This is a genomic window from Nostoc foliaceum FACHB-393 (assembly GCF_014698505.1).
GTDB classification, from domain to species: domain Bacteria; phylum Cyanobacteriota; class Cyanobacteriia; order Cyanobacteriales; family Nostocaceae; genus Nostoc; species Nostoc foliaceum_A.
This window is the reverse complement of the sequence record NZ_JACJTD010000006.1, coordinates 47062-73042: the sequence shown is the minus strand read 5'-3', so window position 1 is coordinate 73042 and position 25981 is coordinate 47062. Positions and strand designations below refer to the sequence as shown.

The following is a 25981-nucleotide window of genomic DNA, read 5'->3' as shown; positions in this document are numbered from 1 at the left end:
GACACGGAGACGGGGAGAAACTATCAAATATTCTCTCTGCATCTCCGTGTCCTCGCGTCCTTCTCAAATAGTTTCTGAGGATGCTTCTGAGTTAGATTTTGTAGGAGCGTTTAATTCGTTTAATTGGTCTAAAGTATTCATTAATGGGTCATCCTGTGGGATGGGGTATCTGCTTTGGAAATTTATAACATTGTCAAAAACTTTAAGATCCTCAAGAGCCTCTGATGCAGACTGATATCGCTGTTTGAAGTCATCCAGCACCATTTTACTGAGAATCTTAGTTAAAGAGTGGCTAAACTGGGAGCGTAGTTTACCGCCGTAGGCATCGCTCCATTTTATCTCTCCATCAGCATCTCTATCTAGCTCACGAGGTGCTATACCAGTCAAGGCTTTAATTCCAACCATGCCGACTGCATAGATATCACTACTGTAGTGGGGACGGCCAAAACATTGTTCGCTGGGTGCGTAACCCTGAGTACCAATGCCAATGGTGAAAGGGGTTTGCTCTTCATCATCAAGCTGTTTTGTACTGACTTCTTTGACGGCTCCAAAGTCAATCAGTACCAGTTTCCCGTCTGAATGTCGCCGGATGATATTGCTGGGTTTAATATCCCGGTGAATCACGTTGTTTTTATGGACAAATGTTAATGTTTGCAATAAGTCTTTGACAATTTTGATCACTGCAATTTCATCAATTGCTCTGCCTGATGGCAATTCCTGATTTAAAGGATGACCAATGATCTGTTCTTGTACTAAATAAAATTCTTCATCTTCTTCAAAATACGCCAAAAGTTGAGGGATTTGAGCGTGTGTTCCCAATTTTTCTAGTGTTTGCGCCTCTGAGTTAAATAAACGTCTGGCAAGTTGCAAGGCTTCTGGTTTGGTGCTGGCTGGTTTTAGTTGCTTGACAACACATCGCGGATTCCCTGGACGTAGGGTATCTTCGGCAATATAGGTTTCGCTAAATCCACCGGAACCGAGAACTTTGACAATTTTGTAGCGTTGAGCCAGGATTTTCCCTGATAAGGCTAAATCCCTTTGTTGGATTAGGTATTGCAAGTCATATTGTTGGCTGATAATCTCTTGGACAACGGGGGAGGTTTTATACTTCTGAAAAATATCTACTAATTGACGTTTTCTGATGCTTTCCCTCATTACTGAGGTTCCCAGATAGCAAAGTCCGGTCATTGCGATCGCAATCATTGGTACAGTAGTAGGAAAAATTAACTGACCATAGATAAATAACCCATAGCTAATTCCTACCCAAGCGCCAGATAGAGCCAGGCTATACAGAAATTTATTGATACTACGCCTGCGTCTGCTAATCATCAAGGCTGTACTGCCTACTAGAATCAGCACAAACAAACCCCGCAATGGTAGAGTGTTAATTCCTGGGGCGATCGCTTTACCTGTCATCAAAGTTGCGATCGCATTGGCGTGAATTTCCACACCCGACATGCGTTCAGTGCTATTGCTTGCAGCGACTGGATGATAATCATTATTTAACTTATCTGTTGCACCAATCAGCACTATCTTGTTTTTGAAGAACTTTCCCTGCTGCAAATAGGTGTTCCAGTTTTCCGGGTCTAGTACATGCCAAAAGGGTATTTGCTCAAATGTACCCGCAGGCCCCCAAAAATAAATGCGATCGCCCTTTGGTCTGGGATAATTTACTTGTGCTGCCCTGAGCGCTGCTTCATCAAAAGAGGGTAGCTTCTCGATCAAATTATCTTTAGCTAACAGCTTAGAAAACTCACTCGCCAATCGATGAACTTTACCATCCACCTCTAAGGGGAAATTAACTGAGCCAATGGACACCGACCCTGTACGAAACATCTGTTGTGGGTCAATCAGTTGCATAAAAGACCCTTGGTGTGTCTGGGAATTTTCGTAGACGGCTCCTAAGGTAACTTTGCTGCCATGTTTTTGCAATACTGCCTGGAATTTGCGATCGTCACTAACTCCATATCTACTTGTTGTGTCAAATATTACGTCTACTGCTACAGAGCGTGCACCTGCTTTGATTAATTTTGTGATTATCTGGGCATAAGCAGCACGTTTATAAGGATAAGATTTCAGTGTTTCTAGGTAGGCATACTGTTTCGGATCTGTTTTATAGTACTGTTCGGGAACTGATATTGAGTGATCGTCTATTGCTAAAATTACGATATCTTCTGGAGGCACAATCGGGCCACGCAGTTGAAAAAAGCCAGAAAGCGCCTTATTTTCCAGTAATTGAACCAATTCCCCACCAGAAGCACTCAGCAATGCTGCCCCCATTGTGCAACCGCCAGCGAGGAGATGGCCTAAAAGAACCATCCATCTAGACTGGAGAGCCGATGCTGTTGACGTTAATTTTGTCGGTTTACTTGACAGTCTATTGGCAGCAGAGACATAGTTTTTAGTTAAGGTAGATGTAGGTTCTTCTGCCATATCGTGTTACTGATTGATTTAAGTCCAACACTTTTATTTATTCAGACCACGTTTTAATGCAAGCACATTGAAATTAAGACTTAAATGATAATCTTATACATTTGTAAAGTATCTTCTATTCATCAACAAAGTTTTATTGGCAAAGGTAGCCCCCAAGAGATTCCTACTCAGGTACTGCCTAACTTATTATTTTTCTGTTGAGTTAGTTACAACTAGTGATTGTCTCACAGATCATAGCCGGATATACGTCGTCTCTGTACTTGGTTGCAGCAAGATTTTACCCTAACTCAACCAACAAGTACGCTCTTAACTGGGTGTTTTACTAGAAGCTGTCCCAAGGTCGTCTTCTGTATTTGGCGCAATATTGGTACTCCCCATAAAGCGTGTCCTTATACTGAAAGCTTTACCTATAGATAGGCATCAACTTATATCTTACCCTAAGCCTATGCCATACCTCTTTAGGAGTAAACTTTAGTGTTATACAGCAATGAATGCTGTTACTGGTTCAATTTTATTGGTAGATTTTGATCACAGGGTGGCTCTTGCAGTGCCGGAGGTGAATAAGGTTAGCACCCAGTATCTCAACTCCAATGTTGCATCCGTTTTTATGCCTTGAAAGAGGTAGGATAAAAGCTATAGATGAAGAGCTACTTTATAGATATTAGCAAACAAGGCATTTGAAAATTGCTATAATCTATTGTTCCATCTAAATTCATTTATATTATTAGGTGTAAATTTGTATGGGTTCTCCAATGAATCGTCTGTCTATTTTTGTAGACGGAAACAATATGTTCTATGCTCAACAAAAAAATGGGTGGTTTTTTGACCCGCGGCGAGTCTTAGAATACTTCAAACATGAGCAATCAGAAACAACATTAATTAATGCATTCTGGTACACTGGCTTAAAAGACCCACAAGATCAGCGAGGTTTTAGAGATGCTCTAATTAGTCTAGGATATACAGTCAGAACTAAAATTCTTAAAGAATACTATGATGATACTTCTGGTCGTTACTCGCAAAAAGCGAATTTAGATATTGAAATTGTTGTAGATATGTTTAATACAGTAGACCAGTATGACCGAGTAGTATTATTCAGTGGCGATGGAGATTTTGAAAGAGCAATCGAACTATTACGCTCAAAAAATACACATATTACGGTAGTTTCAACTGAAGGAATGATCGCGAGAGAGTTACGCAATGCTACTGATAGATATATAGATTTAAATGATATCAGAGATCAAATAGAAAAAACTGAAGGTTAGTAGCCTTAGCAATTATTTACAAAGGTAAGAGTAAAAGAAAAACTAAGGTTGAAGATATTTTGAGTTACAAGTAAAAACTAAACAACAAACCGCAAATGACAAATAAAACAGATCGAATTATCATTTTTGATACTACACTGCGAGATGGAGAACAGTGTCCGGGAGCGACTCTAAATATAGACGAAAAGCTAGTTATTGCCAAGCAACTGGCGCGTCTGGGCGTAGATATAATTGAGGCAGGCTTTGCCTTTGCTAGTCCCGGAGATTTTGAAGCAGTCAGCAAGATTGCCAAGATTGTGGGGACAGAAAATGGCCCGGTAATTTGCAGTTTGGCAAGAGCAATTAAAGCAGATATTGAAGCAGCCGCAGAAGCATTAAAACCAGCAGTTAACGCTAGAATTCACACATTTATTTCGACTTCTGATATTCATTTAGAGTATCAGTTGCGGAAGTCAAGGGCAGAGGTATTAGCGATCGCAGAAGAAATGGTAGCTTATGCCAAGTCCTTCATGAAAGATGTCGAATTTTCGCCAATGGATGCGGCTCGTTCCGATCCAGAATTTCTTTACCAAGTATTAGAGCGAACGATCGCAGCTGGTGCAACAACAGTTAACATTCCCGATACTGTCGGTTACACCACCCCTAGCGAATTTGGAGCAATCATTAAAGGCATTATTGAAAATGTCCCCAACATCGACCAAGCAATTATTTCCGTTCACGGTCATAATGATTTAGGCTTGGCAGTTGCTAACTTCTTAGAAGCCGTGAAAAATGGTGCACGCCAACTAGAATGTACTATCAATGGCATTGGCGAACGAGCCGGAAATGCATCACTAGAAGAATTGGTAATGGCGTTGCATGTGCGGCGACAATATTTTAATCCCTATCTCGGAAGACCAGAAGATTCTCAAGAGTCCCTGACAAATATCGACACCCGACAAATTTACAAAACCTCACGCTTAGTTTCCAATTTGACGGGAATGTTAGTCCAACCAAATAAAGCGATCGTCGGGGCAAATGCCTTTGCCCATGAGTCTGGAATTCACCAAGATGGTGTGTTAAAAAACAAACTCACCTATGAAATTATGGATGCCCAATTGATTGGCTTGACAGACAATCAAATAGTTTTGGGCAAACATTCAGGCAGAAATGCTTTCCGCACCCGATTGAAAGAATTGGGCTTTGAACTGTCAGATACTGAATTAAATAAAGCATTTGTCAGATTCAAAGAAGTAGCAGATAAAAAGAAAGATATTTCTGATTGGGATTTGGAAGCGATCGTTAATGATGAAATCCAACAAGCACCCGATTTGTTCCGAGTAGAGTTGGTGCAAGTTTCCTGTGGTAGCAACGCCCGTCCCACTGCTACAGTTACCCTGCGTACCCCAGAAGGTGAAGAATTAACCGATGCTGCGATCGGTACTGGGCCAGTGGATGCAGTTTACAAAGCCATCAACCGTGTGGTGAATGTGCCCAACCAGTTGATTGAGTTTTCTGTGCAGTCTGTAACAGCCGGTATTGATGCCATTGGAGAAGTGACGATTCGTTTACGTTATGAATCTAAAGTGTTTTCTGGTCATGCAGCGAACACAGATATCATCGTGGCATCCGCGCAAGCTTATGTAAATGCATTGAATAGGCTGTATGCATCTTTGCAAAGTCAAGAAAAGCCAGAGGAAGTATCAGCGCAGAAAGTCTGAGATGGGATCTGTTAACTGTTGACTGATTTAATCTGCTCAGAATAAAAGCACCACACCTAATTTTTAGCTGATGTTAAATCACTCCTCTCCAACTTTGGGGAGGAGTTATGTTTGAGTTCCGAAAATTTGTTGGAAAATTATGCTGACAGAAAAACATATCACTATCAGAGAAGCCACCACCAAAGAAGACTCACTGATTGCAAAACAGTTTTACCAAATGTGGCTAGATATTGGTATTGATGAGAGTAATATCCTCCTGGAGTGGCAGAATATTACCCTCAAATTCATAGAAGAGGCGCGTCAGGATTTATTTTACAAGGCTTTTATTGCAGAGGTTGATAATACCGTGGTGGGTTCTGTTAGTTGTCAACTTTTTGCAGGTTTATACCCGAATGTTTTCAAAGATGAATACCGCAAATTTGGATATATTTGGGGCGTTTACGTTGAACAATCTTACCGCAGACAAGGCATTGCCAAAGACTTAACTAATAGAGCAATTGAATATTTAAAAGCGATCGGTTGCACGCGAGTAGTTCTTAACGCTTCGCCATTGGGTAAACCCGTTTACTCCAGTATCGGTTTCTCTGAAGGGAATGTAATGGAATTAGATTTGATTTAAATACAGCAATTTTTTTGCCTTGTAGTAATGTGTGATTAGCCTAAATTGATGAAGTTCTACAAATATCATGCTCTTGGTAACGACTATCTAGTTATGAATCCCCAAGATTTATTATTTCCGCTCACTCCTGAAAAAATTAAAACAATTTGCCATCGGAATTTTGGAATTGGCTCAGATGGTATTTTGTTGGGGCCGTTAGCGTCTAAAACAGCCCGGTTTGCATTACGCATCTTCAATCCAGACGGGAGTGAGGCTGAAAAGAGTGGCAATGGACTGCGGATTTTTTCTCGCTACCTCTGGGATAGAGGTCTTGTTAGCGAAGAGTCTTTCTCAATTGAAACTGTGGGTGGATTGGTTCAATCGGTTATTCAAGATGCAGGGAAAACGGTTCAGGTAGAGATGGGAAAAGTTAGCTTTTGGAGTAATGATATCCCAGTAGTTGGCGATGCCTACGGCGGGCTACACCTACGCAGAGAAGTAATTGAAGAAAAAATCAGTGTTAGCGATGAAACTTTTACCTTTTGTGCAGCGACTATTGGTAATCCCCACTGTGTGATTCCTCTAGCTGAAGTCAAGCCCGCCATTGCCAAACAGTATGGGCCAATATTAGAGGTTCATCCCCTTTTTCCAAACCGTACCAATGTTCAATTTATGAAAGTTGTTAACCGAAATACCATCCAAATTGAAATTTGGGAGAGGGGCGCTGGCTACACTTTAGCTTCAGGTAGTAGCAGCAGTGCAGCAGCGGCTGTTGCACATAAACTTGGTTTGTGTGATTCCTCTATTACTGTGCAAATGCCTGGTGGAGAAATTTTGATCCAAGTCAAAGATGATTTTACGATTTCTATGACAGGTTCTGTGACAAAGGTTGCTGAAGGTGAATTATCAGCAGAATTGTTTACAGACTAAAAAGCTTCTAAATCCGATAGGATAAATTTATAGCTCAAGAAGCATCTGTGTTGCCAATATTCTGATTTGTGCAAAAAGTCAAGCATACTGGGTTTATTATGAATATTGTTTACTTTTTGAGATTTTTCGATTTACTTATATCCATAAAATCTTATTCTAAGAAACGATGTTTATAGTCAGTTAGCTTGTATGAGTAGCGAGAAAACAACAAAATTGCCACTCTGGGTACAAGATAGAGATATAGTCATTGCTCATGATGAAGAAGTACAGTGGCGAGAAGGAAAACGCCCGGATTATTCATACACCAATGAATTTCTTCATCAAGAGAGTAAATTTCAGCATCCAGAAGGTTCTTTAGAAGCGATCGCACAAAACTTAGTCCGAAATTTTGAGATGGAAGCTTCTAATAAATCTAATCCTCAACAGTGGCTTTCGATTGTTACTGATAAGTTTAAAATGAGTACCAATGGAGGACAACAATTCACTGCTCAGGATGTTGCAGTTGAAGGTACTTATAACCTGTTTTTGGGTGAAAGTGAGCAGTATAGCTCTGAAACAGAAACCTTTGAATCGTCATTTGAAGTTTTTCATACAGCCTTTCCTAATGGCTTCCTTTGGGAATTAACAGAAATCCTTTCGGGGCCGCCTAATGTTACCTTTAAGTGGCGGCATTGGGGAACATTTAATGGCTCCTATAAAGACTATGCACCCACAGGAGAAACAATAGAAATCGTAGGAGTTAGTATTGCTCGTGTGACTGATGACTTAAAGATTGAGTCTTTAGAACATTATTTTGATAATAATGCTTTTCTTCAGAAATTAACGGCGGGTGGTTGTCCCTTCCATTCCCAAAATCAGTAGCTTTGGCGACTAGAAGTCACGGCTATACAGACAAAACCTGCCTCCGCAGGTTAGCAAAACTTTGATTTTGGGTAGTCTATGCAGGTGAACTACCCTGTGGTAAGCAGCAAAGCGCCTATGTTTGTGTAGTAGCGATTTCTACTCGCCTAATACTTTTAAAATATCCTCTTACTCATGATTGATAAGTATTAGGATTTAAACGCATCATGATTTTTTCCGGCTCTGTCAAATTTTTAAACCCATAACGGTGATAAAGTCCATGAGCATCTTTTGTACCTAACAACCACCTTTGCACATCTTGCAGTTCTGGATATTCCAAAATATATTCTACAAACCATTTTCCTAAACCCTGTCCTCGATAAGGCTCCAGAATAAAAACATCTTTTAATAACGCAGAAGTTGCATAATCAGTTATGACTCTCGCAAAGCCAACTTGTTGATTACCTTCATAAAGTCCAAAACATAAAGAATTGTTTATTGACTTTTCAACAGTATCTAATGGGATGTTTTCAGCCCAATAGGAGGTTTCTAAAAAATCATGAATCATTTGAATATCTAATTTAGATTTATTAGTGCTGATGTAAAACTTGTGTTTTAATTCTTCGTTCATCCGTCTACATCTTTTATTTAATATGTCGGAAAACAATAATTAATTATAATTCATTCTTTCGGTCAGCGGGTTGCAGTGTCAGATGATGAAATTACTGAACCATTAGCTGGATAATAAAGGCTATATTTCAGTATTCAAGGATATATGTGTATCTAGCATTGATTATGAATCAGCCTACAACAAAATCTTGGCAAGAAGTTCGCGCAGCTTTTCAAAAAATCTGGGGTTATGAAGATTTCCGTCCACCACAAGGAGAAATTGTCAGCAGTTTATTGGCGAAAAAAGATGCGCTGATTATTATGCCCACAGGTGGAGGTAAGTCGATTTGTTTTCAACTTCCTGCACTCCTACAAACAGGATTAACTTTAGTAGTTTCGCCCTTGGTGGCGTTGATGGAAAATCAAGTACAGGAACTACGAGAAAGCCACCAAAAAGCAGCACTTTTACATAGTGAATTGTCTTCATCTCAACGCCGTGCAACTCTGCAAGCTTTGGAACGTCAACAGCTAAGATTACTTTATTTATCGCCAGAAACTTTGCTAAGTGCGCCTGTGTGGGAAACATTGTCTCACCCACAATTGCAAATTAATGGCTTAATTTTAGATGAAGCCCATTGTTTAGTGCAGTGGGGTGATACTTTTCGCCCGGCTTATCGCAGATTAGGAGCGGTGCGTCCTGCATTGCTAAAATCAAAACCACCAGGAACAAAAATCAGCATCGCTGCTTTTACTGCTACTGCTGACCCCTCAGCCCAAAAGATTATTCAAACAGTTTTACAATTACAGCAACCAGAGATTTTCCGCTTGAATCCTTACCGTCCGAACTTGCATCCCAGCGTTCGCATAGCTTGGACACCACGAGGTAGGAAACAGCAGTTATTAAAGTTTATTCAAATTAGACCGCAACAATCGGGATTAGTTTATGTTCGCACTAGGAGAGATAGCGAAGATTTAGCTGAATGGTTAGCAGAGATGGGTTATGCCACAGCTAGTTATCATGCGGGATTGGGTGCGGCTGAACGCCGTGCAGTAGAAGCAAACTGGTTAAGTGGTAAAATACCCTTTGTGGTTTGCACCTGTGCGTTTGGTATGGGGATAAATAAAAGTGATGTTCGTTGGGTCGCACATTTTCACGCGCCACATCTGCTATCTGAATATGTGCAAGAAATAGGCCGCGCTGGAAGGGATGGGAAACCCGCAGAAGCGTTGACATTAGTGAGTGAACCTACGGGGTGGTTAGATTCAGGGGATAAGCAGAGACAAGAGTTTTTTCAAGAACAAATGCGATCGCAACAACAAATAGCGCAGCAACTTGTGAAAAAATTACCGAAACAGGGAGAAGTGAATGCAGTAACCCGAAAATTTCCCGAAGGTGCTACAGCGCTGGCATTACTCCACAGCAGTGGTCAGCTAAACTGGCTTGACCCTTTTCATTACACCATTGCTCAAAAAGCGGGAAATCAGCCACCGACGCAATTACACGCTGCAAAGCAGATGCATCAATACCTGACAACTAAGCAATGTCGTTGGCAGTTTTTGTTAAACGCCTTTGGTTTTGGCAAAGAAGCCGCTAACCTGAGTTGCGGACATTGCGATAATTGCCGTCAATGAGTATCAAAGACTCGTCACCGAGTATCAAAGACTCGTCACCGAGTATCAAAGACTCGTCGCCGAGTATCAAAGGCTCGTTCACGAGTATCAAAGACTCATTCACGAATATCAAAGACTCATTCACGAGTATCAAAGACTCATTCACGAGTATCAAAGACTCATTCACGAGTATCAAAGACTCATTCACGAATATCAAAGACTCATTCACGAGTATCAAAGACTCATTCACGAGTATCAAAGACTCGTCGCCGAGAATAATTGATGAGTAAATTCGTCTGTAGAGACGGCGATTTATCGCGTCTCTCTAATGTGCCTGTCTTTTAGACGCAATAAATTGCGACTCTACATGGGGGCGCTCTTTTACCTTCAGGCATTCCCGTACCTATTCTAGGTTCACCCAATAGGATGAATTGTCATTTTCTCCACCAAGTGACAATAGGGTAGTCAAGTAGAGGATGAAAAGAAAATATGTCATCTGCTCAAGCACCCTCCCTACCACCGCTGATTCCGCGCGAAATTCTGTTTGGGAATCCCGAAAAAACTAGCCCACAACTCTCGCCTGATGGTAAGTACTTGGCATATATCGCCCCTGATGAGAAAAATGTTTTGCAGGTATGGTTGCGAACTATAGGACAAGAAGACGACCAAATACTAACTGCCGACAAAAAGCGCGGTATCCGCATTTTCTTTTGGACTTATAACGCCGACCAGTTGATTTATATGCAAGACTCGGATGGCGACGAGAACTTTCACCTCCACTTGGTTAATATTCACTCCAAGATTGTGCGTGACTTAACGCCATTCCAGGGTGTGAAAGCCGAACTCGTGGAACTGGAACCTAAATTTCCAGATGAAGTGCTGGTAGCGTTGAACTTAAATAATCCCCAAAAGTTTGACGTTTACCGCATCAACTTAAAAAATGGTGCGATTGAGTTCGACACTGACAACCCCGGTAACATTATCAGTTGGACATCTGACGCTGATTTTCAAGTACGTGCAGCAATAGCTAGTACTCCTGATGGTGGTTACGATTTGTTATTACGGGAAACCACAGATAAAGAGTGGGATGTTCTCCGTCACTGGGGACTAGAAGAACAAGGGAATTCTGTTAGCTTCTCGGCTGATGGCAAAACACTTTATATTGAAGGCAGTCATGATGCTAACGCCCAACGTCTGCTAGCTGTTGACTTAGATACCCGTGAAGAAACAGCGATCGCCCAAGATGAGCAGTATGATGTTATGGGGATAGTCATTCAGCCTGTAACACGAGTTATCCAAGCAGTTTCTTTCTACAAAGATAAACAGGAATGGCAGGTAATTGACCAAAGTATCGCCGCTGATTTTGAAGAAATTGCCAAGCTGCGTCCTGGAGAATTCTCTGTAATTAGCCGCGACTTGGAAGATAAAACTTGGCTAGTAGCTTATAGAACTGACGATGGGCCAGTTTATTACTATGCCTACAACCGAGAGTCAAAAACTAGCACTTTCCTTTTTAGTAACCAACCCAAACTCGAAACGTTGCAGTTAGCTTCAATGCAACCGATTTCCTACGAAGCACGGGATGGCTTAACTATCCACAGTTACCTAACAACCCCTGCGGGAATACCTACCCAGAATTTACCAACAGTATTGCTGGTTCACGGTGGCCCTTGGGCGCGGGATGTTTGGGGTTTCTCTCCTACAGCGCAATGGCTAGCTAACCGGGGTTATGCTGTTTTACAAGTAAACTTTCGCGGTTCCACTGGCTACGGCAAAGCATTTTTGAATGCTGGAAATCGAGAATGGGCTGCTAAGATGCACGACGACTTGATTGACAGTGTAAACTGGCTAGTGGAACAAGGTATTTCCGATCCGCAAAAGATTGCAATTATGGGTGGTTCTTATGGTGGTTACGCTACCTTAGTGGGGTTAACTTTTACACCAGAAGTTTTTGCTGCTGGTGTGGATATTGTGGGGCCGAGTAATCTAATTACGCTGATAGGAACTATACCGCCCTATTGGGAACCGCTGAAGGCAATGCTTTATCATCGTGTCGGTAACTTGGAGACAGAAGAGGAATTTTTGAAGTCGCGATCGCCTTTATTCTTTGCTGACCGAATTCAAAAACCTTTACTTATCGGTCAAGGTGCAAATGATCCGCGAGTGAAACAATCAGAAAGCGATCAAATTGTCAACGCAATGCAGCAAGCTGGTTTGCCGGTGCAATATGCACTTTACACAGATGAAGGACATGGTTTTGCCAGACCAGAAAATCGCTTGCACTTTTTTGCGATCGCAGAAGAGTTTCTTGCTAAATACTTAGGCGGCAGATTTGAACCTTTAGCAGATATCCCTGGTCATTCAGGAATAGTTAAATAAAGTCTCACGCATGGTGGTTAGTGTAATTTACTGACCACCTTAATATTTTAAATTGGTCAGTAGCAGGCTGGTTTGTCATATTAGAAAATGTTTTGAGCGAGGGATGCGATCGCATAAGAATTTCTCGCCAAATATTTAGGCGGTAGATTTGAACCAGTGCGATATAAGGGAAAATGAAATTCTAAGTGTCGCAAAAGCCTTGCCCAATGGATGGAAGAGAATTCTACTCAAGCTTGATTCGGCTTCACATTCTGCATCATGCAGTTCAGGAGCAAATTTTTGGGCTAGGTATTATTGAAGAACTGGCACGTCACGGCTATAAACTCAGTGCTGGAACACTCTATCCAATGCTGCATGATATGGAGCGCAAGGGATATCTATATTCTGTTGAGGAGAGATCGGGGCGGCAGAGCCGACGACTATATCGGGCTACCGATTTAGGAAAAATGACTCTAGAAGACGCAAAAGAAAAGGTACGGGAATTATTTGGCGAATTGTTCGAGAAATAGTGGTGAGTAGGGAGTAGGGCAGATTGGGGAAAACTTTTAACTCCTAACTCTTAACTCATAATTCAGTACAGACGCGATTAATCGCGTCTCTATAACTTCAACTCACCACTAGTCACGATAGGCTTTCTAAAAACTTCTGGAGATGAGGTTGGTTTAGGTTGATATCAAGTTCCTTTGCTCTTGCCAAAACCTGTTCACGGTTCAACTTTTGATGGGTTGCAAAGGCAATGAGCGCTAAGGCGCTGGCTCGTCCACCTACACCACAATGAAAATATACAGGAGTCGGCAATTTTTCTAGTTCTGAGAGAACTGTTGCAGTCAAGTTGTCGTTGGCTGAAGTTGAATTGAGTGGAACATTGACATATTCAAGACCTGCGGCTTTTGCTTGTTGCTGTTCGTCTGCTAACGCTCCAACCTCATTGGGCGATCGCAGATTCACCACAGACTTATATCCTTCATCAGCAAGCTGTTTTAGTGTCTCTGGGGTTGGCTGTCCACCTGCCGAAAACTCATCGCTCACTTTCTTGACATTACTCATATATACTCCGCAATCTCGATTGCATTACCGTGTTTTTTAGTCAATGGCATAGTATCATAAATTAATTTCTAATTATATAGATTTTCGTTATCGAAATTCGATATCCTGATTTTGTCATGATAATTAATCAGGAAAACTATAGTGACGCAAGAAGCTGAGGATATCCAGAAAGAGCAAGAAGTGATTTCCTATAATGCTCTGACTCCCAAACAACAAAAGCAGCGATTAACAGAACTGGCGGCGGTGTTTTTGCGATTGGGGGCGATCGCTTTTGGTGGGCCTGCTGCCCACATCGCCATGATGGACAATGAAGTGGTGAATCGCCGTCAGTGGATGAGCCGGGAGAAACTGCTAGATTTACTGGGAATTACGAATTTGATTCCAGGCCCCAACTCGACGGAATTAGCCATTCACATTGGCTACGAACGAGCCGGATGGCGTGGTTTACTGGTTGCGGGTAGCTGCTTTATTCTACCTGCGATGTTGATTGTTTGGGCATTAGCCGCCATTTATGCTCGTTATCAAACAGTTCCCCAGGTAGAATGGCTGCTCTATGGAATTAAACCTGTAATTATTGCGATCGTGATTCAGGCTGTGTGGAATTTGGGGAAAAAGGCAGCCAAAGACATGCCGACAATTATTGCCGGGGTGGCAGCTATTATAGCGTACTTAGCTGGCTTGAATGAAATTTTGGTGCTGATATTACTAGGTATCGCTGTAATGCTACTCAAGAATTGGCAAGCCAGAGGACATACAAGCGGAGCATTCCTGTTACCTATTTCAGGTATTCTGGCGCAGGTTGGGAGTACAACAGCAGCAGTTACATCAGTCAGTTGGATTAACGTCTTTGTATTTTTTCTCAAAATTGGATGTGTTCTCTATGGTAGTGGTTATGTATTGCTGGCATTTCTGCAACGAGATTTAGTCGAGCGCAACCAGTGGCTCACATCACAACAGCTTTTAGATGCCGTAGCGATCGGGCAGTTTACACCGGGCCCTGTTTTCACCACTGCAACATTTATTGGGTATTTGCTAGCAGGAAATACCGGAGCGATCGCTGGTACAATCGGCATTTTCTTGCCAGCTTTTGTGCTGGTGTTGGTGGTTAATCCTTGGGTTCCTAAATTGCGTCAATCTTCCTGGGCAAGTGGATTTCTGGATGGTGTGAATGCGGCTTCTTTAGGATTAATGGCAGGAGTTACCTACACATTAGGACGAGCTGCACTGGTAGATTGGTTAACAATTATTATGGTAGTTTTGAGTGCGATCGCTGTGTTTAGATTTAAAATTAATTCAGCTTGGTTAGTGCTAGCAGGAGGAGCTATTGGATTGGCTTCACACATATTTTTTGGCTAAAGATAGCGATACAAAAGTAGTTATAAACCTTTTTTGATGAGTGAATTTTAACTTTTTACTTTTGCCTTGCTGGGTGTGTTCCTTTCTCCGGCTTGGAGTAATTGCTGTGCGGTGTAAATCTGGGAAAATAGTAGAAGCGATCGCACTATTTCCTGCAAATCTGGTTTCTTCAACAGCACCTACAATTCAGTACACTTCATCATGAGTGCCGATATCAATTAGCAAAATTTCTTCTTCACCAGATTCTATATTTTGCACGAAGTTAAAGACAATGCGACAATCATAGTCCACTGAACACGCCCAAGCTCCAGACAGTTTGCCTTTTAGTTTATGGGTCTGCAACAATGGATCAAATGGATCGGCGGTTAGTAATGCTAACCGCTCTTCAATTCGCTCTTGTAATTCTGGCTGTCGTCGTACCAATCGCTTAAATGCTCGTTTAAATGATGATGCCAGAACTACAGTTATCACTTGCGTAACTCATCCATCATTTGAGTAACAGTTCCACGGAACACTTTACCCGACTGGTATTCTACTTGTGCTTGAACTATATTACGAGCAATTTCAGAACGCCGCCGTTCTGCCAGTCGATGACGTATCAGATCAATTAGTGTTTCTTGTTCATCTACTGATAAGTCTTCGATGCTTTCTAGAACTTGATCTAACCTGGAAACTGGGGTCATTATTTATTTTTACCTTGCTTGCAGTACATAACTATTACGCATGCCTAAAATTGCTGCAAAAACCGCAAATCGCTAGCATACAACCGACGAATATCATCGATTTGGTGTAACACCATTGCAAATCGTTCTACACCAAAACCGGCAGCAAACCCTGTATAAACTTCTGGGTCATAACCCACAGACTTAAGTACATTTGGATCGACCATACCGCAGCCCATCACCTCCAGCCAGCGTCCATTCCACTGCAAATCTACCTCAGCTGAGGGTTCAGTAAAGGGGAAATAACTGGCGCGGAAGCGAATTGGCAAATCACCAAATATTGCTTGTAAAAATACCTTAATTGTGCCTTTTAGGTCTGTAAAAGTTAGTCCTTCGTCAATGGCTAAAAGTTCTATTTGATGGAATACTGCTGAATGAGTCGCGTCTACATTATCTCGCCGATAAACTCGCCCTGGAGCAACAACCCGAATCGGTGGTTCTTCTCTTTCCATATAACGAATTTGTACTGACGAGGTATGAGTCCGTAGAAGATTCCCATCTGGCAGGTAGAAGGTATCCTGCATATCACGGGCGGGGTGATCAGGCGGAGTATTCAAAGCCTCAAAATTATAATAATCTGTTTCCATCTCTGGCCCTTGAGCCACGGTGTAACCCATACCAACAAAGATATCCAGTGCCCGATCGATAATGCCGTTGAGGGGATGAATGCGACCTTGGGGACTGTAAATTCCTGGCATAGTTACATCCAGAGTTTCCGCCTCTAGCTGTAGCTGAATTTGTGCGGATTCCAGGGCGACGCGTTGCTGGTCTAGACTAGTTTGCAGGGACTCTTTGACTGTATTTGCGATCGCTCCAATTTTTGGTCGTTCCTCTGCACTCATCTGCCCCATACTTCGCAACAGTGCCCCCAGCTCGCCTTTTTTACCCAGATAGTTAACTCTGAGTTCTTCCAGACGTTCTAGGGTGTCGGCGGCTGCGATCGCTTTTTCTCCTTCCTGCCGCAGTGCTAAAAGTTGAGCTTCTAAATTGCTAGTCATTAGTTATTAGTCATTGGTCATTAGTCATTAGTCTATAGTCAAAAGCTGTGAACTGGTCGATAAATCAACTTAGAGCCATGCCATTAATATTAGCTAAAGGTGAGGGTCAAAACCAAACCTCTGTTTATTAGTTAGAGAAGATTGGGCTAGTACAGTGGGCGCGTCAATCCAGCTAACATCTCAATTAACAAGACTTGGGGATTGAGCAACTTGTCTTAAAGGTAGTCAAACTTTTGCCACAGTGTACAAGTGAGTATAAATATTTTTTTGCTGCTTGTGACCTCAGACATTGACAAATGGCTAATAACAAACAACTAATAACTAATAACGAATGACCAATGACTATGAAATTATTAATTAGCAACGATGACGGGATTTCTGCCTTGGGGATTCGTACCTTAGCCAACTACTTGGCAGAGGCAGGCCATGATGTGAGTGTAGTTTGCCCAGATCGAGAGCGATCGGCAACTGGACACGGGTTAACTTTACACCAACCCATTCGCGCCGAAATTGTTGAAGGGATTTTTCATCCTGCTATCAAAGCTTGGGCTTGCGATGGTACGCCTTCAGATTGCGTCAAATTGGCGCTGTGGGCTTTGCTGGAAACTCCCCCAGATTTGGTTCTCTCTGGTATTAATCAAGGTGCGAATTTGGGAACTGAAATTCTGTATTCTGGCACCGTTTCTGCGGCAATGGAAGGTCTAATTGAAGGCATTCCCAGTGTAGCGCTGAGTCTGATAAGTCACACATGTAAAGACTTTCAAGCTGCTGCTAAGTTTGCCACAGTTCTCGTAGACCAGTTAGCCCAAAAACCGCTGCCAGATTTAATGTTGCTCAACGTCAATATTCCTGCGGTCAAATGGGAAGAAATTGCCGGAGTTACTCTTACCCGTCAAGGCCTACGGCATTACATTGATGTGTTTGATAAACGAGTTGATCCTCGTGGAAAAACGTACTACTGGTTAACCGGAGAGGTAATTGAGGATGTAGAACCCCCAACCGGATCAAATCTGCCGCAAAATGTACCGTTAGATGTGCATGTTGTACGTAAAAACTACATCAGTATAACTCCTTTGCAATACAATCTTACTTACGCAACTGGACTAGATAAATTATCTGAGTGGGAATTCAATTTTCAGTGAATCATTTGATTTATCAGGATAAAAGTAGAGTTATTCAAATGCATTTGAGAAAAATGTAGGCTATAACGTAGGGGCACTCTTGAAATAACTGATACACATATACCCCAAAAGCTGGAAAATTCTACTGGATAGTATCTCATCCACATTTACACAATCAGCTAGAAACAGGGTATGCTGTTTTACCAAGAAATCCTCCCTCTAGCAAAATTGGTGAGGCAGCATAAACTTAGACAAAGTAAGTAACAATTCTTCCAATTATCGCCCGCTCAGTCCAGCAAGCAACACCCATGTCTAGGATAGAGAACCAATTTACCGTACAATTTTGGGGCGTTCGCGGCAGCATCCCCAGTCCAGGGCCACACACCGTTCGTTACGGCGGTAATACCCCTTGCATATCAATGCAAGCGGGCGATAAACGCTTAATTTTCGACGCAGGCACGGGACTACATGTTTTGGGGCAATCTTTGTTGCGCCAAATGCCGTTAGAAGCTCATATATTTTTTACCCACTCTCACTGGGATCATATGCAGGGTTTTCCCTTCTTTAGCCCAGGATTTGTGAAGGGGAATGACTTTCATATTTACGGCGCGATCGCACCTGATGGTTCTACCATAGAACAGCGCCTCAATGATCAAATGTTACACCCGAACTTTCCCGTACCCTTGCAGATTATGCAAGCCAATTTAAAGTTCTACGACATTCGACCGGGGCAACCAATCCACATTGATGACGTTACTGTAGAAACAGCACCTTTAAACCATCCAGGTGAAGCCGTAGGATACCGCGTCAACTGGCGTGGTGGTGCTGCTGCTTATATCACCGATACAGAACATTTTCCTGACCGACTCGATGATAATGTGCTGTGGCTAGCTCGTAATGCTGACATTCTGATTTACGATTCCACATACACAGACGAAGAATATCATTGCTCAAAAACCCCAAAAATTGGCTGGGGACATTCTACTTGGCAAGAAGCAGCGAAAGTGGCACAAGCTGCTAACGTCAAAACTCTGGTGATTTATCACCACGACCCCGCGCACAATGACGACTTTTTGGATCGTGTCGGGAAACAAGCATCTGAGAAATTTCCAGGTGCTATTATGGCACGGGAAGGAATGGTACTTCAGGTTCCCACCTCAGTTTCCTTATCAGAATCTTTTCCTGTTAGTAAATTTTCTACTTAAAGATTGCGATCGGAGGAATTGTAGATTTTAGATTAGATTGGTGATCAGAAGCTTTCAGCGCGAGAGCGTACCTGTGGCTGCACGGTGAGACAGCGCTGCCCAGAGTTGTCAGAGCGCCACAGGATAAGGGCGACAACAGGAGGACATACTTTATAGATTCACCAACACAGCCTAGACACCCACAAATACCCTCTCTTGGGGTGAGATGGTCGGGTAAAACCTTCTTTGCAGCCTCAACACGAAACTAGAGCCTTTTTAGCTCTGGTATTTGCGGTTATCTGGACTTAGCAATTAGCTATCAAGCTAATTGCACAAGATCCCATCTTGGGCGACTTACCGTGAGTTAGGCTTTTGGCTGATAGCTAAAAGGTGTGACATCAACACCCTGGCTGATTGCACAAGACCTCATGGGCAGTTGGTGAATGTCCTCCTCAAGGCGGTTTACCATAAGGTAGCTTCCTGCTGATAGCTAAAATAAACCTAAAATTTCAGAATCCACGTGCTAAATTTGTCTCAAAATGGGTGTTCTGTGTGGGTTGCTTCTTCGAGCGAAGGGCTACTAACGCCGACTGCTGTTGCCCTTGGCAAGTTTGATGGTGTTCATCTTGGTCACCAAAGGGTAATTCAACCAGTCTTGCACGCTGGTGGTCAGTTCTCAGTAGCCAGTAGTCCGCAACTAACTACTAACAACGGACAACTGACAAATCAAGAATATACCTACTCAACAGTAGTCACCTTTGACCCCCATCCACAGGAATTTTTTACGGGGCAGCCCCGGACTTTGTTAACGCCACTGGATGAAAAAGTCCAACAATTGCGATCGCTTGGGGTAGAACAACTAGTACTACTACCCTTTGACAAAGAATTATCTGCTTTGACCCCCGAAGAATTCGTCGAAAAAATTCTTGTGCAACAACTGCGATGCCAGCGAATTAGCATCGGGCAGGATTTTTGTTTTGGCGAAAAGCGCAGTGGTACTGCTAAAGATTTGCAATTAATCGCCGCCAAGCACAATATCCCCGTTACCATCGTTCCCTTACAAACTTATACAGGTGACTCACCCACCCAAAGCAGTTGCGTCAGCACTACTCCGACTCAGGATGCCCGCATTAGCACTTCATTGATCCGCCAAAACCTTGAGCACGGCGACATCGAAAACGCAAATCTACTACTAGGAAGACCCTACACTCTCTTTGGTATTGTCGTTCAAGGTCAACAATTGGGCAGAACAATTGGTTTTCCCACCGCCAACCTGCAACTACCAAAAGAAAAGTTTTTGCCCCGCCAAGGAGTCTATGCTGTCCGCGTTTTCACTCTCAGTGAAACATCAGATGTCGCTCCTAGTGAAATCTTAGGCGTAATGAATATTGGTAACCGCCCAACTGTAAATGGTACCTATTCATCTGCTGAAGTACATCTTTTCGATTGGTCTGGTGATTTGTATGGCAAAAAACTGGCTGTGGAACTAGTGAAATTTTTGCGCCCTGAACAAAAATTTGCTTCTTTAGAAGCCCTGAAAACACAAATTCAACTTGACTGCATTGTTGCTAAAGAAGTTTTGAGGGCTGGAGCGAAAAGTTAAAAGTTAAGAGTTAAGAGTTAGCAGTTCTGAGTGGGAACAATGTATTTAGGGAATGGGGCATTGGGAATCATCCAATCCCCATTCCCAACTCCCCATTCCCTATTCCCCACTCCCCGCACTGCATGAGAGAAAAAATTGACGCTTTAACACAAAATCTAGCTCTTACCATCGTTGGTAAAGCTGAAGCGATACGCTTAGTGCTAGTAGCCTTGCTAGGTGGTGGTCATGCCCTGCTAGAAGATGTCCCTGGTGTTGGTAAAACCCTACTCGCTAAATCTCTAGCTCGTTCGTTGGATGGTAAGTTTCAACGGCTACAATGTACCCCAGATTTACTGCCAACTGACATTACTGGCACTAACATCTGGAACCCAAAAAGCGGCGAATTTACTTTTCTTCCTGGGCCCGTCTTTACCAATATTCTCCTAGCTGACGAAATTAACCGCGCTACACCCCGCACTCAGTCAGCTTTACTAGAAGTCATGGAAGAACATCAGGTAACAGTAGATGGTGTCTCTCGTGCAGTTCCCCAGCCCTTTTTTGTGATCGCCACTCAAAATCCTATTGAGTATCAAGGTACTTTTCCCCTGCCGGAAGCGCAAATGGATCGGTTCATGTTGTCGCTGAGTTTGGGCTATCCTTCCGAGGCAGAAGAACTCCAAATGCTGCAAAATCTCCAAAATGGTGTGAAGGTTGCTGATTTGCAACCTTGTATTACCTTGGCAGAAGTACAGGAATTGCGTTACCTCTGCTCTCAAGTAAAAGTGGCAACCTCTTTGCAACAGTACATCCTCGAATTGGTGCGGGCAACACGCCAAGATGAGGAAATCGCCCTTGGTGTTAGTCCGCGTGGCACATTAGCATTACAACGGGCCGCCCAAGCGCTAGCTTTTCTATTAGGGCGTGATTATGCTATTCCCGATGATGTGAAATTTCTCGTCCCTCATGTTCTTTGCCATCGCCTTATCCCAAGAGGAGGACGGAATGCAAGAACTGTTGTTGAGCGGTTATTGCGATCGGTTTCTATTCCTTAATGCAAGATAAGGAATCTAAACTTTAGATTCCTTATCTTGCTTCAATTTGTGCATGTTAATGTGAGTTCGATGCCTCTCCATTTTTGTAGTTGTTCTCTTAGTCCTGTTCTAGTTTAATAAGTACATTATTTGTTTGCGCCTTTACTCCGATTCATCCTGCGTCAGTTCGGACTCTGCTATCAATTCATCCAAACTATCAGGGAAAGTTCCTCGCGCTACCATTTTAGTTAATAACTCATAACAGTCATCCCTCGCACCTTCTTTACGCGGAAAACCCAGCCACAAAATTGCGATCGCTTTCATTGCCATGTTGTTTATCAAAAATACTTACGCAAAATCTGAAACACTGCCAAGACTGCGTAAGTCCTATGATTAGCACAAGCGCCACTTCTAAATATCTGGGAATGTGAGGAATGTCAATTTTTGTTAAGCGCAAAATCCGTGATGGCGATCGCCAAGCACTACAGCAAAGCGCCGAACGCCAATTTAAACGCCAATTTTTCGGTTTACTTCTGGTAATTGTCACATGGAGCCTAGCTATGGGTTGGCTTCTTGCCTTGGCAACTAATGCCCAAAGTGCTACTCCCACCGCCGAAATTGGCACTGTTGACGTAGTGCCTACACAGTACCAATTAGGGCAAGAACTGTATTTGGAAAACTGCTCCACATGCCACATCGGCTTACCACCAGCCGTTTTACCCACCCAAACTTGGAAAAATCTCCTGCAAGACTCACAGCACTACGGCGCACAACTAAAGCCTTTAGTCGATCCACCGCGCATCTTGGTATGGAAATATCTTTCGACTTTCTCCCGTGTCCAGCGAGACGACGAAGAAACACCCTATCGCCTTAACAACTCACGTTATTTCAAAGCTTTGCATCCAGGAGTTAAGTTACCACGTCCCGTCCAGCTTGGTAGCTGTGTCAGCTGTCATCCCAGCGCTAGTGATTTCAATTTCCGCCGCCTGACACCAGAATGGAAGTGAAGAGTGAGGAGTTATAAGTTAAAAGTTGAAGAATTTATAACTCCTAACTCCTAACTCCTAATTCCTAATTCCTAACTCTACTCCTTCTCTGGCCCCATCTGGGGGCAAAATGATACTATGAAGAAAGACTAAATATAAGATAAGAGTTAAAACCAATCATTTAGTACACTGATTGCCTAGTTTTTCTCCTGTTTTTGAGTTAATTCTCATTTGACACCCATCCACAACCAAGAAGGTTGGGTTGGGTTAAATGTTTATAATCAATGCCGATCCTTTAATTCCCATCCCCCTTGATTCAGTTCTATAATCTGCCATGTTAAAACTTTTGTTGGGCGACCCCAACGCTCGTAAGCTTAAAAAATATCAACCTTCTGTTACTGAAATTAACCTTCTAGAGGAAGAAATTAAGGTTCTTTCCGATGAGGAGTTAAAAGGTAAAACCGTCGAATTTAAACAACGGCTTGCCAAAGGCGAAGCCCTGGATGACCTATTGCCAGAAGCTTACGCGGTCGTCCGGGAAGCAGGACGGCGAGTCTTAGGCTTGCGGCACTTTGATGTCCAACTCCTTGGCGGGATCATTTTGCATGTCGGGCAAATTGCCGAAATGAAAACTGGTGAGGGTAAAACACTTGTAGCAACCTTACCGAGTTACTTAAATGGCCTTACTGGTAAAGGTGTACACGTTGTCACTGTAAACGATTACCTGGCTCGTCGGGATGCTGAATGGATGGGACAGGTGCATCGGTTCTTGGGGCTGAGTGTGGGGCTAATCCAGTCAAGCATGACTCCTAGTGAACGCCAGAAAAATTACGAGTGCGATATCACCTATGTCACCAACAGCGAGGTAGGGTTTGACTACCTGCGGGATAACATGGCGACATCAATGGCAGATGTGGTGCAACGCCCGTTTAATTATTGCGTGATTGACGAGGTAGACTCGATTTTAATTGATGAAGCGCGGACACCGCTAATTATTTCCGGGCAGGTGGAAAGACCTACAGAAAAGTATCTGCAAGCCGCTGAAATCGCATTCACACTCAAAAAAGACGAGCATTATGATGTGGATGAAAAAGCTCGTAACGTACTATTGACAGATGAAGGGTTTGCGGAAGCCGAAAATCTTTTGGGAGTCACAGATTTATTTGACCCGGAAGATCCTTGGGCGCACTTCGTTTTCAATGCAATTAAAGCTAAAGAACTTTTCCTCAAGGATGTAAATTACATCGTCCGCAATGATGAAGTAGTAATTGTGGATGAATTTACCGGTCGGGTGCTACCCGGACGGCGTTGGAGTGATGGACTACACCAAGCGATTGAAGCCAAAGAACACGTAGAAATTCAGCCAGAAACTCAAACTCTAGCGACAATTACTTATCAAAATCTGTTCTTGCTGTATCCGAAACTTGGTGGAATGACCGGAACAGCAAAAACAGAAGAACCGGAATTTGAAAAGATTTACAAATTGGAAGTTGCGGTAATTCCCACCAACCGTGACAGAAGACGCGAAGACTTGTCTGATATGGTCTTTAAGACAGAACCGGGTAAGTGGGGTGCGATCGCAAGGGAATGTGCCGAAATGCACGAACTCGGCAGACCTGTATTAGTAGGAACCACTAGTGTGGAAAAATCCGAACTTCTCAGCCGACTGCTGAAGCAACTAGAAATTCCCCACGAATTACTCAACGCCCGACCAGAAAACGTCGAGCGTGAGGCGGAAATCGTCGCCCAAGCCGGACGAAAAGGTGCTGTGACTATTGCTACTAACATGGCTGGTAGAGGTACAGACATCATTCTGGGTGGTAACTCCGAATATATGGCACGTCTGAAACTGCGGGAATACTTCATGCCCCGAATCGTCATGCCAGAAGATGAAGATAGCTTTGGCGTGCAAAGACCAGCCGGATTGCCTACAGGACATGGTGGTGGTCAAGGTTTTGTCCCCGGTAAAAAAGTCAAAACTTGGCGGGCTTCACCAGAAATTTTCCCTACCCAATTGACAAAAGAAACAGAAAAACTGCTCAAAGATGCAGTAGAAATTGCGGTGCGTGAATATGGCGATCGCAGTTTACCAGAATTGGAAGCTGAAGACAAGGTAGCTGTAGCTGCCGAAAAAGCTCCCATCGACGACCCTGTGATTCTAAAATTGCGGGAAGCTTACAACCGCGTTAAACAGGAATATGAACAATTTACTACCCGCGAACATGATGAGGTAGTGGGAATCGGTGGTTTGCACGTAATTGGTACAGAACGCCATGAATCACGGCGGATTGATAACCAGTTGCGCGGACGTGCAGGTAGACAAGGCGACCCTGGAACAACGAGATTCTTCCTCAGTTTAGAGGATAACCTACTGCGGATTTTTGGTGGCGATCGCGTTGCTGGGTTAATGAATGCCTTCCAAGTGGAAGAAGATATGCCCATCGAATCTGGGATGCTTACCCGCAGTTTGGAAGGCGCACAGAAAAAAGTTGAAACCTATTACTACGACATTCGTAAGCAGGTTTTTGAGTATGACGAGGTGATGAATAATCAACGTCGTGCTATTTACGCTGAACGTCGGCGGGTGTTAGAAGGTCAAGACTTGAAAGAACAGGTGATTAAATACGCTGAAAAAACGATGGATGACATCGTTGACTACTACATCAACGTAGACTTGCCCTCGGAAGAGTGGGAGTTAGAAAAGCTGGTTGAGAAAGTCAAAGAATTTGTCTATCTGCTAACGGATTTGCAAGCGAGTCAATTAGAAGATATGACAGTCAGCGAGATTAAAGCTTTCCTCCACGAACAGGTACGAATTGCTTACGATCTCAAAGAAGCACAGATTGACCAAGTTCAACCCGGACTCATGCGCCAAGCTGAACGCTTCTTTATCTTGCAACGCATTGATACCTTATGGCGGGAACACCTGCAACAAATGGATGCCTTACGCGAATCAGTAGGATTGCGTGGTTATGGTCAAAAAGACCCGCTGATTGAATACAAGAGTGAGGGTTACGAACTCTTCTTGGATATGATGGTTAACATCCGCCGAGATGTTGTGTACTCGTTGTTCATGTTCCAGCCGCAGCCGCAACCGATGGTGCAAGCTTCATCTGAGATGGTGTAGAAAGTTAGAGAAAATATCTTACACAAAGGCGCTAAGAGACAAAGATTTCTTAGCGCTTTTGAGTTTTGATACATCGTTGGAAAAACAGTGTTTTATTCTCTATCCAGAGTAATTAAAGAGGCTTAGGGTTATTGTGAGGGGTGGGATTGACATTCAGGAAACAGGAGGTAGCCACGCACAACTCCTATTTAGGCTGTCGACGCTTTGCATCATGGAAGAGGGCGTTTCAATACAATTCTGTTGTTGGCGCAGCCTCTCGTAGATAAGGAAAGTTTCCGTTAATACTTCTTTCCTCCTGCCTTTTGCAAGAACTGCCCTCTGCCTTTCTTTGTAAAATTACTGATTACATGATGATTACAAATTATGTATTTCGCATCTTCTGTCTAGCAAATTGTATGCTACTATACAAATATCATAAATCACCTATCAGGTTATAAGGAGGCTGTTATATTTGATAATTAGTCT

23 protein-coding genes are annotated in these 25981 nt (G+C 43.0%); 15 read left to right on the top strand and 8 right to left on the bottom strand.

Annotated elements, in window-relative coordinates; genetic code table 11:
- Positions 1–63: 63 nt before the first annotated feature.
- Positions 64–2433, bottom strand: coding sequence for a CHASE2 domain-containing serine/threonine-protein kinase (locus H6G92_RS07620; protein WP_190892451.1), 2370 nt, complete (start codon positions 2431–2433; stop codon positions 64–66).
- A gap of 740 nt (positions 2434–3173) precedes the next feature.
- Here H6G92_RS07620 and H6G92_RS07615 point away from each other — a divergent pair.
- The 5 genes from H6G92_RS07615 (at position 3174) to H6G92_RS07595 (ending at position 7784) form a co-directional block, all read left to right on the top strand.
- The gene (locus tag H6G92_RS07615; RefSeq protein WP_041565194.1) at positions 3174–3695 is read left to right on the top strand and encodes a LabA-like NYN domain-containing protein; all 522 of its coding nucleotides are present in this window, start codon (positions 3174–3176) and stop codon (positions 3693–3695) included.
- Positions 3696–3790: 95 nt separating this feature from the next.
- Positions 3791–5395 (top strand): 2-isopropylmalate synthase, encoded by a 1605-nt coding sequence (locus H6G92_RS07610; protein ID WP_190892448.1) that lies wholly within the window; start codon positions 3791–3793, stop codon positions 5393–5395.
- 139 nt (positions 5396–5534) lie between these two features.
- Positions 5535–6014, top strand: a complete 480-nt coding sequence (locus tag H6G92_RS07605) for a GNAT family N-acetyltransferase (RefSeq protein ID WP_190892446.1) — start codon at positions 5535–5537, stop codon at positions 6012–6014.
- A 48-nt stretch (positions 6015–6062) separates the two neighbouring features.
- Positions 6063–6923 carry a diaminopimelate epimerase gene (dapF, locus tag H6G92_RS07600; RefSeq protein WP_190892444.1) on the top strand — a complete coding sequence of 287 codons (861 nt, stop codon included), beginning with the start codon at positions 6063–6065 and terminating at the stop codon, positions 6921–6923.
- 189 nt (positions 6924–7112) lie between these two features.
- A complete protein-coding gene (locus H6G92_RS07595) occupies positions 7113–7784 on the top strand; it encodes an ester cyclase (RefSeq protein ID WP_190892442.1) in 672 nt (223 codons plus the stop codon).
- 172 nt (positions 7785–7956) lie between these two features.
- On the opposite strand, the gene H6G92_RS07590 is transcribed toward H6G92_RS07595, so the two are convergent.
- Positions 7957–8394, bottom strand: a complete 438-nt coding sequence (locus H6G92_RS07590; RefSeq protein ID WP_190892440.1) for a GNAT family N-acetyltransferase — start codon at positions 8392–8394, stop codon at positions 7957–7959.
- A 164-nt stretch (positions 8395–8558) separates the two neighbouring features.
- Here H6G92_RS07590 and H6G92_RS07585 point away from each other — a divergent pair, with 164 nt between their 5' ends.
- From H6G92_RS07585 to H6G92_RS07575, 3 genes are all read left to right on the top strand, one after another.
- The gene (locus tag H6G92_RS07585; protein ID WP_190892438.1) at positions 8559–10004 is read left to right on the top strand and encodes a RecQ family ATP-dependent DNA helicase; all 1446 of its coding nucleotides are present in this window, start codon (positions 8559–8561) and stop codon (positions 10002–10004) included.
- 468 nt (positions 10005–10472) lie between these two features.
- On the top strand, positions 10473–12362 hold the full coding sequence (locus H6G92_RS07580) for a S9 family peptidase (RefSeq protein ID WP_190892435.1): 1890 nt from the start codon (positions 10473–10475) through the stop codon (positions 12360–12362).
- Between the two features lie 206 nt (positions 12363–12568).
- The gene (locus tag H6G92_RS07575) at positions 12569–12871 is read left to right on the top strand and encodes a PadR family transcriptional regulator (protein WP_190892701.1); all 303 of its coding nucleotides are present in this window, start codon (positions 12569–12571) and stop codon (positions 12869–12871) included.
- Positions 12872–12983: 112 nt separating this feature from the next.
- On the opposite strand, the gene H6G92_RS07570 is transcribed toward H6G92_RS07575, so the two are convergent.
- Positions 12984–13409, bottom strand: coding sequence for a beta-lactamase hydrolase domain-containing protein (locus H6G92_RS07570; RefSeq protein WP_190892433.1), 426 nt, complete (start codon positions 13407–13409; stop codon positions 12984–12986).
- A gap of 141 nt (positions 13410–13550) precedes the next feature.
- Between H6G92_RS07570 and H6G92_RS07565 the strand changes: the two genes are divergently transcribed.
- The gene (locus H6G92_RS07565; RefSeq protein ID WP_190892431.1) at positions 13551–14765 is read left to right on the top strand and encodes a chromate transporter; all 1215 of its coding nucleotides are present in this window, start codon (positions 13551–13553) and stop codon (positions 14763–14765) included.
- Positions 14766–14812: 47 nt separating this feature from the next.
- Here H6G92_RS07565 and H6G92_RS40215 read toward each other — a convergent pair whose 3' ends face one another.
- Genes H6G92_RS40215 through pheS form a run of 4 tightly spaced genes read right to left on the bottom strand, consistent with a single transcriptional unit; the run spans position 14813 to position 16485 of the window.
- Positions 14813–14938 (bottom strand): hypothetical protein, encoded by a 126-nt coding sequence (locus tag H6G92_RS40215; RefSeq protein WP_277926727.1) that lies wholly within the window; start codon positions 14936–14938, stop codon positions 14813–14815.
- Between the two features lie 13 nt (positions 14939–14951).
- Positions 14952–15236 (bottom strand): type II toxin-antitoxin system RelE/ParE family toxin, encoded by a 285-nt coding sequence (locus H6G92_RS07560; protein ID WP_190892429.1) that lies wholly within the window; start codon positions 15234–15236, stop codon positions 14952–14954.
- Complete coding sequence (locus tag H6G92_RS07555) at positions 15233–15448, bottom strand: hypothetical protein (protein WP_190892427.1); 216 nt, start codon at positions 15446–15448, stop codon at positions 15233–15235. Before H6G92_RS07555 ends, H6G92_RS07560 begins: the two co-directional genes overlap by 4 nt.
- Positions 15449–15492: 44 nt before the next feature.
- Complete coding sequence (pheS, locus tag H6G92_RS07550) at positions 15493–16485, bottom strand: phenylalanine--tRNA ligase subunit alpha (RefSeq protein WP_190892424.1); 993 nt, start codon at positions 16483–16485, stop codon at positions 15493–15495.
- Between the two features lie 344 nt (positions 16486–16829).
- Here pheS and surE point away from each other — a divergent pair, with 344 nt between their 5' ends.
- The 4 genes from surE (at position 16830) to H6G92_RS07530 (ending at position 21424) form a co-directional block, all read left to right on the top strand.
- Positions 16830–17627 (top strand): 5'/3'-nucleotidase SurE, encoded by a 798-nt coding sequence (gene surE, locus H6G92_RS07545; protein WP_190892700.1) that lies wholly within the window; start codon positions 16830–16832, stop codon positions 17625–17627.
- Between the two features lie 287 nt (positions 17628–17914).
- Positions 17915–18811 carry an MBL fold metallo-hydrolase gene (locus H6G92_RS07540; protein WP_190892422.1) on the top strand — a complete coding sequence of 299 codons (897 nt, stop codon included), beginning with the start codon at positions 17915–17917 and terminating at the stop codon, positions 18809–18811.
- Positions 18812–19310: 499 nt separating this feature from the next.
- A complete protein-coding gene (locus H6G92_RS07535) occupies positions 19311–20393 on the top strand; it encodes a bifunctional riboflavin kinase/FAD synthetase (RefSeq protein WP_190892420.1) in 1083 nt (360 codons plus the stop codon).
- 122 nt (positions 20394–20515) lie between these two features.
- Positions 20516–21424 carry an AAA family ATPase gene (locus H6G92_RS07530; protein ID WP_190892418.1) on the top strand — a complete coding sequence of 303 codons (909 nt, stop codon included), beginning with the start codon at positions 20516–20518 and terminating at the stop codon, positions 21422–21424.
- A 141-nt stretch (positions 21425–21565) separates the two neighbouring features.
- On the opposite strand, the gene H6G92_RS07525 is transcribed toward H6G92_RS07530, so the two are convergent.
- Positions 21566–21733, bottom strand: coding sequence for a type II toxin-antitoxin system YhaV family toxin (locus H6G92_RS07525; RefSeq protein WP_190892416.1), 168 nt, complete (start codon positions 21731–21733; stop codon positions 21566–21568).
- A gap of 104 nt (positions 21734–21837) precedes the next feature.
- Between H6G92_RS07525 and H6G92_RS07520 the strand changes: the two genes are divergently transcribed.
- Both H6G92_RS07520 and secA read left to right on the top strand, forming a co-directional pair.
- On the top strand, positions 21838–22410 hold the full coding sequence (locus tag H6G92_RS07520; RefSeq protein ID WP_199344731.1) for a cytochrome C: 573 nt from the start codon (positions 21838–21840) through the stop codon (positions 22408–22410).
- Between the two features lie 313 nt (positions 22411–22723).
- Positions 22724–25516 carry a preprotein translocase subunit SecA gene (gene secA / locus H6G92_RS07515; protein ID WP_190892414.1) on the top strand — a complete coding sequence of 931 codons (2793 nt, stop codon included), beginning with the start codon at positions 22724–22726 and terminating at the stop codon, positions 25514–25516.
- Positions 25517–25981 lie beyond the last annotated feature (465 nt).